The 239-nt window shown below is 36.0% G+C and carries 1 protein-coding gene; it reads right to left on the bottom strand.

What is annotated here, in order from left to right:
- Window positions 1-239: ABC transporter permease (locus AAEY62_RS24505; protein WP_350637087.1), on the bottom strand; the 239-nt coding region annotated here is incomplete at both ends.

Below are 239 nucleotides of genomic sequence, written 5' to 3'. Positions count from 1 at the left end.
GCCAAGCACAATAATGTAGTTTGGCACTGGGGCTACAAGTAGCTCTTCAATACTTTTTTGAAATTTAGTAGAGTAAAAACTTGAGGCTACATTAGAATAGGAGTTAGTAATAACCGACATCATTATCAGCCCAGGTACAATAAACTCCATATAACTAAAGCCACCCATATCACCAATACGTGAGCCTATTAAGTTACCAAAAATAACAAAATATAAACTCATGGTAATTGCTGGAGGCA

Origin of the sequence: Pseudoalteromonas sp. GW168-MNA-CIBAN-0100, from assembly GCF_040309225.1 — a bacterium.
GTDB classification, from domain to species: Bacteria; Pseudomonadota; Gammaproteobacteria; order Enterobacterales; family Alteromonadaceae; genus Pseudoalteromonas; species Pseudoalteromonas arctica.
The sequence above is the reverse complement of the archived record's forward strand: the minus strand, read 5'-3'. Positions and strand labels throughout refer to the sequence as shown.